We start from the raw sequence: 10,125 nt of genomic DNA, 5'->3' as shown, positions 1-10,125 counted from the left end.
ACCATTCCCATCGAAACCAACCATATCCGGCTCAGCACAGAAGAAAAAGACAAATACGGAATTCCAAAGATCATCCTTTCAGTTGAGTGGACTGATAATGATGATAAGATGACGGCGGATTTCATGCAGCAACAACAGGAGATGTTTGAGAAGGCAGGATTCACTGACATCAAAGTCGAGGATACCAAGGCGCCTCCGGGATCAGATATCCACGAGATGGGAGGTGTGCGTATGGGCAAAGATTCAAAAACTTCGCTGCTGAATGAATGGAATCAGCTTCATGCATGCAAAAATGTTTTTGTCTCAGATGGGGCGAGCTTTACAAGTACAAGCACACAAAATCCCACGCTGATGTTTATGGCATTTACAGCCCGAGCTGCCAATCATGCTGTGGAGGAATTGAATAAAGGGAATTTGTAGGGAAATAAAAGTTTTTGAAATAGACCTGATAGGGTAGGATTGTGGATTTATTCCCGTTTCCTACCCTATCAGTGTTTTATATTTAAGGTGTTTTTTTCAGTCAATTCAACAAAGGAAAAAACTGTCCATCCATTTTATGTCCTTTTGCAATTACAGGCACACCTTTGAGCAATTCGTCGTCTGTATTGGAAATGGTGCCGTCTGCAAAGACATTCAGGACAAAAGCCCTACGGCTTCTTGGTGAGCGGTTTTCATAGCTTCCATGGACCATCAAAGGATGGTGAAAAGTGCCATAACCTGCCTTGAGTTCAATGGCTACGGGTTTGAATGCAGCTTTTTGTTCTTCTGTCATAAACTCCATCAATCCATCCATTTTGCCTGCAAGGGCCGGTTTTTCAAGCAATCCCCATTTGTGGCTGCCGGGGATATAGTAGAGGCAGCCGTTTTCGGTGGTGGCGTCATCGAGTCCGCACCAACAGGTGAGGTGCTGCATTTTGATGGTGCGGGTCCAATAGGAATAATCCTGATGCCAAGCCACCACACCGCCATGATGGGCAGGTTTGCAGAATAATTGGTCATGCCAGAAGCGGACTTTTTGATCGCCAAGAAGCTGACTCGCTGCCATCACAAAAGCAGGATTCCAAATCACATCATGAAAGGCTTGTGAGATTCTCCAGTGACCGAGAGAATGAAACAAGACAGTATTTGGGTCGTCGGATTCATTGCTGTGGAACTCATGGAATAGATGGTGCAAAGGATGCTTAGGATCGGCGACTTCATCAAGTTCCTTTTTGAGGGCTTCTATCTGGTTTTCGTCCAGGAGCTTGATGCCGCTGAGGTATCCTTGTTCATGAAAAAAGTCAACCTGTTCTTGGCTTAGACGATAAGGCTCCCATTCTTCTTTGGTTTTTGGATAGGGAAAAAGCCCGGTGATAGGATTGTGAATAAGGGATAAGTCTTGCATGGTATAGGTATTTTGGGGAATTACCTTGAAGTTAAGATAAAGAATGAAAATTGAAAAATAACAAAATTGAAAAATTGTGAAGATTGGAAAAGCAAATTCAAAAGGAATATTGGAATTCCTAAAAATGGATTAACATCGGTCATCGGACATGGCGCACCTATTTTTCCAGCCTTTCGAGCCTTTGGAGTAGTGGTGGATGGCTGTAATTCACAAAAACATACCACGGGTGTGGGTTGATATTACTTAGAGAATTTACGGAAAGTGTTTTCAGCGCCTCTGCTAGAGGTTTTCCGTCGAAAGTATCTTTAGCAAAAGCATCGGCTTCGAATTCATTTTTTCGACTCATCAAGTTCATGCCTATTCCCAAAATGCTGGATATAGGTGAAAAGAGAATGGTAAATCCGATAATATTCAAATGGATGGACATGGCATTTCCGCCTAGAGCCAGACTCATCTGTTCACTGTGGATGAATTGTGCCAATATGAACAGCAGGATTCCTACCTGGAGCACCGATGCGACCATGCTCCATACAATATGTTTCTTTTTGTAATGACCGATTTCATGGGCAAGTACAGCCACCAATTCATCGGGAGTGTGCTGTTCGATGAGCGTATCAAACAAGACAACTTTTTTTCTTTTACCAAAACCTGAGAAAAATGCATTTGCTTTTGCAGAGCGTTTGCTTCCGTCCATCACCAGGATGTTGTCCAAAGGGAAATTAACAGAACTGGCATATCGAACAATGCTGTTTTTAAGTTCACCTTCTTCCAATGGGGTAAGTTTATTGAAAAGAGGAAGAAACCAAGCGGTATAAAACATATTGACAACCACCATAAACAATGCTGAGACCAACCAAAATTGCCACCAAAAGTCTTTGCCCATCTGGTGGATCAGCCAAAGAAGTGTCCCGAGCAGCGCGCCACCGATTAGAATGGAAATAAAGTAACCTTTGATTTTATCAGAGAAATAAGTCTTTTTAGTGGATTTGTTGAATCCGAATTTTTCTTCAATCACGAAAGTCTGATAATAATCAAAGGGGATAGAGATGATATCAGAACCGATAAAAACGATACCAAAATAAACTAGAGAAAGAAGTATTGGATGATTGATGTATTCTTTTAAAAAAATATCAAGCCATCCGAAAACCCCGAAATAAATGAAAGCTATGGTCAAAACAAAAACTGTTGTACTGGTCAATAGTCCAAAACGGAAGTTTGCCTTTTGGTAAGATTTGGATTCCAGAAGTTTTTGATGACTGATGTATTGGTCAAGAGTTTTGGGAATGGCAGGGACCGGTCTTTTGATGTTGAGGTAGCTGAGGAATTTTTCAGCCACAAATCCCAAAACAAGAATACCCAATATGAGGTACTTGATCTCTTCTGCCGCCATCAAGCTAGAATTTTGGGCAAGGTAGGAGTGTATCTCTTTTACGCGTTCTAGCTTGGTTTTTGTCAGCCAAAAGGAATGCGATGCTGACTTCATGAGCGCCGCCTGACTGAATGCCAAGCTGCGAAACTGTATAATCAAAACTGTAACCCAAGCTCATCCCTGTTGGAAGGTTGAAGCCTATCATCATGACAATGGCATCACGGTTATTTTGGTTTTCAACAGGTTTGTATGGAAGTCCCCTGTACCAAAGTCCAAGATTCAGTGGTTCTAGGTGCAGATAAGCACCTATGTCCAATTGTTCAAATGGACCCTGACGTTTGTAATTAAGTGTTGGTAATAAATATCTTTGTTTTCTTTGATGTGTGAAATCAGAACGGTAGCTGCCCGTGCCCAATGATATTCTATATCCTGTATGGAAGGAGAATTTTGCAGGCAATGGACTTACCCCATCCAAGAAAGATTGGTTTGGTTCATTGACATGGTGGGCAGATACGCCAAACCAAAATTTATCAGTAAAGAAAAGTCCACCAAAAGAAAGTGATAATAAATTAACGGGTTCACCCGAGCCGGGGAGGTCTATACTTGGCAACAAGGGACCCAAAGGGTCACTTGGATTGATCTGATTTGCAAAAATAAGATTTTCAAAAAAACCTATGTCTCTTCGGATATAGGAAGCTTGAACCCCGGGTCTGAAATACGCATTCTCTCCGACTCTAAGCTCATAAGAGTACAATCCGGACACTGTTGTGGACCTTAATTTTGCGCCGCCTTCTACATCATTCATAACCATAAAGCCAATTCCGCTGTTATAGTCATCCAGATAGGTATCGTAGTAAGCAGCGAAGGTTGTGAATTGGGCATCCAGCCCCGGCCATTGATTCCTGTAATTTGCCCCGATCCTTGGAAGCATTTCAGATCCTGTAAAAGCAGGATTCAAATAGAGGGGTGCTGCATAGTACTGACTGAATTGAGGGTCTTGGGCCTGCAACGTTATATTTCCTGTAAAAATTAAGGAAACAAAAAAAAGACGGAGTATTAAAGACCTTCGCAAGTAGTAATTCGTTATGTTAGCAATTAGATTCACCTTTGCAACGTCAAAAACGTTTTGTTGTTTTAAACGCAACGTGTAAATTATGAAAAGCCGTAGTAATTCCATAAAAATATTCTTTTTTTTTAGTGCGATAATAATTTTGAACACTGTATTCAATTCCGCACCCCTTCATGCCCAAGGTTTTAACAATAATGAATGGATCTTTGGTGACTGCGGTACAGGCCAAAATAACATTCTTTCATTTGGAAAAGGAGAAGATCCTATAGTCAGGAGTCTTCCAAGCGGGGTGATTGTTGGACAAAATAACAACGCTGTAGCCATCGATCCAATTTCTGGGAACATTATTTTTTACAGCAACGGTGTTTTGGTCTATGATGCGAACAATCAGGTACTTGAAGGCGTAGCTCCGGGAATCGATGGAAACATCAATGGTCAGCAGGATTTGGCCATCGGAGTACTAAGCTATGATCCTGTTGGAGATAGATTGTATTATATATTTTATGTAAATCCTGTGGGAGATTTACAATATGCGCTGATTGATATGAATGCCCCGGGTCAGGCTATAGGAAATGAACCGCCATTGGGTGAAATCATAGAAAAAGACCAAGTCATCGTCGGTGCAGTCACCGGACCAATCATGGTGGTAAAAACACCCCAATCTCCTTCTTACCTGATCAGTATCGAAGGAGGTTCGATTGTGTCAAGAAGGATCGGTGCAAATCAAGGAGAGTTTATTCTCAATTCTAATGCAGCAGTTCCTTTTACACCAAAATTTATGGTGTTTGATGAAGCATCCCAAAAAATCATCTTAATTCCCGAGGATCCCAATGAAGATATTGTCATTGTGGATTTTGATGCAGCGACAGGGACTTTTGGAGCAATCACTCCTATCTCAGAATCCAGTAATGGAAATGATTTTGGAGGGGCTGCTTTTTCACCTGAAGGAGATTACATTTATTTTTCAAGAGGAGATGAATTAGTAAGGGTCCCAATCACTGACCTTACTGCGACACCCGAAGTAATTCCTTTGGAAAATGATGTATTTCAGATATATGATATTAAAACCGGACCTGATGGCAGGTTATACTATATATATGAAGAGGTAGCCGGTGGGCCCCAATTGATAGGGAGGGTGGATAATCCTGATGTGGCTGATTTGACAGAAATTGAACTGGATGAGGATCCATTTAATGGAACAGATTTTTGTGGAAGGATTTTTCCTCAATTTGCCCCAAATCAGAATATAAATGCAACGGTGGATTTTGAGTGGAATCCAGAAGAACCCTGTAGCAACAACCCTGTTCAATTGACAAGCTTGATAACACCGGAGAACTTCCGTCCGGTAAGTTTTGAATGGACATTCAATCCGCCTTTGACAGATGAAGACGGTGCCCCGATAGACATTGATTTTACTCAGGAGCATTTGCTGATACCTGAGGAGGCTACAGCCAATGAAAGCATTGACGTTACTCTGACGGTGACTTTTGCGGATGGTACCACTCAGACAGTGGACAAGACCATCACTTTGCTCCCCAATGAGCTTCAGGTTCAATTCAGCGCGCAGGATACAACCGTATGTGAGGGTGGCTGTGTAGATATTGGTTCCATGCTGACCGTACAGGCAGGACAAGATGGCGGTGGCGGAGGCGGTGGAGGCGGTGTCTATGAATACTTCTGGTCTAATATCAGGGAATGGAGACCTACCAAAGACAATTGTGTTGATTTACCGGGATTATATTGGGTATTGGTGAGAGAGCCAGGGTCCGAATGTTATGCTTATGGAAGTGTCAGGGTGAAAATCTGGGATTTAAACGACCAAAGCAATAACATTTGGTATTTTGGTGATGGAGCTGGTTTGGATTTCAATCCTGATCCAAACAATCCGAATGGGCCAACTCCAAGACCTGTTAGCCATAATCAAAATATTCCTGCAGGAACTACAACCATTTCAGATGAGACTGGTCAGGTTTTGTTTTTTACAGATGGAGAAACTGTCTGGGACCTGAACGGCAATGTCATGGAAAACGGCGACAGCATAGGGGGAAGTAACCTTTCTTCCCAAAGTGTATTGGCTGTTCCGGTACCTCAGGACGAAACGATTTTTTATCTGTTTACTACCCAAACAGCAGCAGATGGCAGTAACCAAGTGAAATTTTCTGTTGTTGACATCAAAGTAGAAAATCTAAATGGAGTCGGCAATGTAGTCAGTAAAGACAATTTTCTTTTCAGTCCAAGTACAGAGCATTCAGCAGCGCTTGCAGCAGGAGATACTACCTGGGTTTTATTTCATGAGCTTGGCAACAATACATTTAGGGCATATCCTGTTTCGATATTCGGCATAGGAAGTCCGGTTTTTTCTTCCGTAGGTTCCAACCATGGGTTCAATTCAGGTATAGGTACTATGAAATTCAGTCCCGACGGGACAAAGGTGGCAGTCACGATCCAAGATGGTGCTTGTAGCCGGTTGGAAATCTTTGACTTTGATCCTGATACAGGAGAAATGACGGAGTATGCTTTGTTGGATTTGGGGTGCAATGGCGATGATATTTATGGGATGGAATTTTCGCCGGATGGAAGCAGGGCCTATGTTTCGTTTACAGGAGGGGGAGGAAAAGTAGAAGAATTTTTGATTCAGGCTCCAGAACAAACAGGTACCACAGCCCTTGCTTGTGCTGCTTGTTTTGACAACGCCAATACAAGACCAGAAAGGGAAGCCTGTATTTTGAACTCGCCTGTACGGGGAGTACTCAGTACTGCGGGACCTTTCGGAGCACTTCAAATAGGTCCTGACGGGCAGATATATGTGGCTAGGCCTGGCCAAAATGTATTGGGATCAATCAATTCAGGCACAGATTGTAATGTCAGTATCTATAATGAGATGGGCTCACCGACCCTCACGGGAACAAGCAATTTGGGTCTACCGTCCTTTGTCCAACAATCAGGAAGCAGCATACCTGATCCATTATTGGCTGGCCCGGTGCAATTATGTTTGGATCCACAAAACGGGGCGTTGGGACCTTTTGAAGGAGGAGGGGAACCGGATATTGACAGCTATTTCTGGACAATCACCCATGAAGACGGTACAGTAGAGCTGAATAACTTTGGAGGACCTGGAGAGCAGTTTCAGACATATGATCATCAGTTTTCCCGTCCGGGTTTATATAATGTCAATTTGAGAGTAGACAGGTGTGGGAATCCAGATTTTTATGAAGCATTTCTAGAGGTAATGGTAATCGCTCCTCCTACATTGACTTTACCTGCAGCCATCACCTTATGTTTGGGAACTCCAGTCAGCCTTACTGCTATTGATGGGTATGATCCTGCAGACGGGCTTTATGATTTTGAATGGAGAAATGCAGCAGGTCAGCTATTTGGAGATCAAAACTCCAATACCATCTTTGTCAATGAAGAAAGTATATTTACTGTTGTCGTTTCACACCGACCTGGAGCGGGTGAAGATCCTGCATTCTTTGATCCATGTCCATCAGAAGCTTCTGTTTTTGTTGGACCTGCATTCGAATTTGACCTAACCCAAACTGCAGACCAGGTTTGTTATGATGAAAATCTTGTAGTCTTTGCACCAAACACTCCAATTTCAGGTGAATGGTTTTATCAGGTTCAGGGTACTGTAAACAGGATTCCACTTGGGGAGTTTTTTGAATTGAATCTTGTTCCTAATACCCTCCCTTCACCGGGGGTTTATGATATTATTTTCGTAGCAGAAGATCCTATCCTTGATGGTTGCATTGTTGAGAAGCAATTGGAATTGATTGTATTCCCTATACCTATATTCGAGGTGGTAGTTTTGACTGAGGCAGATGACTGTGCAGCCGCCAACGGAAGTTTTGAAATAACCATGTTGGCTGATGCAGATGAAGTCAGGATTGATCAGGTAGGACTGATTTTCACCAATGTATCTTCGGGTGATGTATTGCCTGTGGTGACAGGACTTGAGCCTGGCGTGTATTCTGTAATAGCTACGAGTGATTCTGGATGTGAATTTTTACTTCCAGTAGTAGTAAGGAATTTGAACCCTCCTGTAGGAATTTCTGATTACGAAATTACAGCCAATCCTGAGACGTGCTCTGCCACAGGTGTAGACTTTGGATCGATGGATATTGTCTTCAATCTTGGCCCTCAGACAGGTTCATATCAAATTATCAGACAAGAGGATGGGCAGCAGTTTACAGGAACTTTCTCAGCTACTGATTCCATCAATATCCCTCTTCCTGATGGAACTTACAACCTGACTTTGATTGATAATGTCAATTGCTCCTTCCCGGATCCTATTTCTTATATTATTGACAATGCGGAGCAGGTGGAGTTTTCTGTTCCTACAGATGTGACGGCTTGCGCCCTTTATGTATTGGTTCCTATATCGGCAGGCAACCTTGTTTACGAGGTTACAGGTCCAAACGGTCAGCTGATCAATCCGGATCAGGATGGTGGATTTACTTTTGAATTTACCGGTGTATATACAGTCCGAGGCTTTGATCCAAACGGGATTTTGTGTCCCAGTGAATTGAGTTTGATTGAGGCTGTCATCAATAGCCCGATTGACTTTTCATTGACTCCTCCGATTGTGGATTGTGAACTTGGAGTTTCTTACCAAGTTGTATTATTTGGTTTTGACCCAAGTAATGCAAATTTCTATTGGAGAAATGAGTCGGGGGATATTGTAGGGAGAAATCAGGAATTTTTCCCTCCAAGCCCGGGGATTTATTCTGTCGAAGTACAGCCTAGAAGTGGTGGTCTTTGTCCTGAAAAAACTATTGAATTTGAAGTGGAGGAATTTCTGGAGAATGTGGAAATGACCTTAAATGCACAGCAATTCTGTGTAGGAGATACTTTTGCCAACATCAGTATTGAAGCAGATTTGACCAATGTCTCTGAAATCCAATGGTACAGCGTCGTGGGTTCGGTCAGAACTCCTTTGCCTGAATTTACAGATCAGGCATCGGTCACTGTTTTTGAAGTAGGGGTTTATGAAGTGATTTTGCTTAGTGTGTATGGATGTGAACTTGCTAGGGAACAGGTTCAGATTTCAAGCTCAGTGCTTGTTCCGCCGGTATTGTCATCTAGTTATACCATTTGTGCCATTGAGAATGTGACTGTAGAGCTAAATCCCGGGACATACGATTTCTATTCCTGGAAATTGGAAGGAAATGAAGTTTCGGCAGACTCTGTTTTTGTTCCTACTTTACCTGGGAGCTACCTCTTGACAGTAGCGGATAATCTTGGTTGCGAATACACCGTAAGTTTTGAGGTTGTGGAAGATTGCGCTTTGAGGGTAATATTCCCAGAAGCTATCGTTCCTGGCAAACCTGACAGGAACTTTTTGGTCTACACCAATGATTTTGTAGATGAACTTGAAGTCTTCATTTACAACAGATGGGGAGAATTGATTTTCTATTGCGAACAAAAAAACATAGCAGGTGATACTTTTGTTTGCAGTTGGGATGGAACTGTCAATGGATCTTATGTCCCTATCGGTGTGTATCCTGTAGTGGTAAGATTCAAGAGCAATAACCAGAATGTCACAAACAAAATAACAAAATCTATTTTAGTCATTGAGTAAATCGAATTATAAATCATGCTTACCCTTATTTCACCAGCGAAAACACTCGATTTAAGTACATCTGAATTACCCCTTCATACACTTCCTGATTTTCAAAAAGAGACTTTTGAGTTGGTTAAAATCATGAAAAAGAAATCCGTCGAAGATCTTCAGGACTTGATGGGAATCAGTGAGAATTTAGCTCTATTGAACAAACAGCGCTTTGTGGATTTCGAAAAGATTTTTGAAATCCAAAACTCCAAACAGGCACTTTTGGCATTTAAAGGAGATGTTTACCTGCAAATTGATGTAGATAAATATTCTGTGGGAGATTTTGAATTTGCACAAGAAAAGCTAAGAATTTTATCAGGACTGTATGGTTTGCTCAAGCCTTTGGACCTGATTCAACCTTACCGCTTGGAGATGGGGATAAGGTTGGAAAATAAAAAGGGCAAAAACCTGTATGAGTTTTGGGGAACGAGAATTGCAAAAGCTATCAATGGTGTGGCGGAAGGTGAAACTATTGTAAATCTTGCCTCTCATGAATATTTCAAAGCTGTGGATCAAAAAGTACTGAAACCAAAAGTCATCACACCAATATTCCAAGAATACAGAAACGGAAAATATGAAATCATCGGGCTTTTTGCCAAAAAAGCAAGAGGGATGATGGTCAATCATATCATCAAAAACAGGATCAATGACCCTGAATTGTTGAAGACTTTCAATGAAGGGAAATATGAATG

6 protein-coding genes are annotated in these 10,125 nt (G+C 42.0%); 3 read left to right on the top strand and 3 right to left on the bottom strand.

The genetic code is table 11. The features are described 5' to 3' along the window. Positions 1–420 (top strand): GMC family oxidoreductase (locus ACZFYI_RS09705; RefSeq protein WP_462523929.1); only part of this gene is annotated, 420 nt, incomplete at its 5' end. Between the two features lie 100 nt (positions 421–520). Here ACZFYI_RS09705 and ACZFYI_RS09700 read toward each other — a convergent pair. The 3 genes from ACZFYI_RS09700 to ACZFYI_RS09690 all read right to left on the bottom strand — a co-directional run bounded on the left by ACZFYI_RS09700 (position 521) and on the right by ACZFYI_RS09690 (position 3,825). Beyond that, a complete protein-coding gene (locus ACZFYI_RS09700; protein WP_462523928.1) occupies positions 521–1,384 on the bottom strand; it encodes a phytanoyl-CoA dioxygenase family protein in 864 nt (287 codons plus the stop codon). 157 nt (positions 1,385–1,541) lie between these two features. Further along, positions 1,542–2,774, bottom strand: a complete 1,233-nt coding sequence (locus ACZFYI_RS09695; protein ID WP_462523927.1) for a M48 family metallopeptidase — start codon at positions 2,772–2,774, stop codon at positions 1,542–1,544. Positions 2,775–2,778: 4 nt separating this feature from the next. Beyond that, on the bottom strand, positions 2,779–3,825 hold the full coding sequence (locus ACZFYI_RS09690; RefSeq protein ID WP_462523926.1) for a PorP/SprF family type IX secretion system membrane protein: 1,047 nt from the start codon (positions 3,823–3,825) through the stop codon (positions 2,779–2,781). A gap of 82 nt (positions 3,826–3,907) precedes the next feature. Here ACZFYI_RS09690 and ACZFYI_RS09685 point away from each other — a divergent pair, with 82 nt between their 5' ends. Together ACZFYI_RS09685 and yaaA are read left to right on the top strand one after the other, a co-directional pair. Then, the gene (locus tag ACZFYI_RS09685; RefSeq protein WP_462523925.1) at positions 3,908–9,403 is read left to right on the top strand and encodes a hypothetical protein; all 5,496 of its coding nucleotides are present in this window, start codon (positions 3,908–3,910) and stop codon (positions 9,401–9,403) included. 15 nt (positions 9,404–9,418) lie between these two features. Next, the coding region (gene yaaA, locus ACZFYI_RS09680; protein ID WP_462523924.1) for a peroxide stress protein YaaA at positions 9,419–10,125 on the top strand (707 nt) is incomplete at its 3' end.

It is taken from the genome of Aquiflexum sp. (assembly GCF_977115555.1).
This window is presented reverse-complemented; position numbering and strand designations above follow the sequence as displayed.

Coding starts and splice junctions, on each gene's coding strand:
- ACZFYI_RS09685 (WP_462523925.1), top strand. CDS start 3,908: ATGAAAAGCCGTAGTAATTCCATAAAAATATTCTTTTTTTTTAGTGCG.
- ACZFYI_RS09695 (WP_462523927.1), bottom strand. CDS start 2,774: ATGGCGGCAGAAGAGATCAAGTACCTCATATTGGGTATTCTTGTTTTG.
- ACZFYI_RS09700 (WP_462523928.1), bottom strand. CDS start 1,384: ATGCAAGACTTATCCCTTATTCACAATCCTATCACCGGGCTTTTTCCC.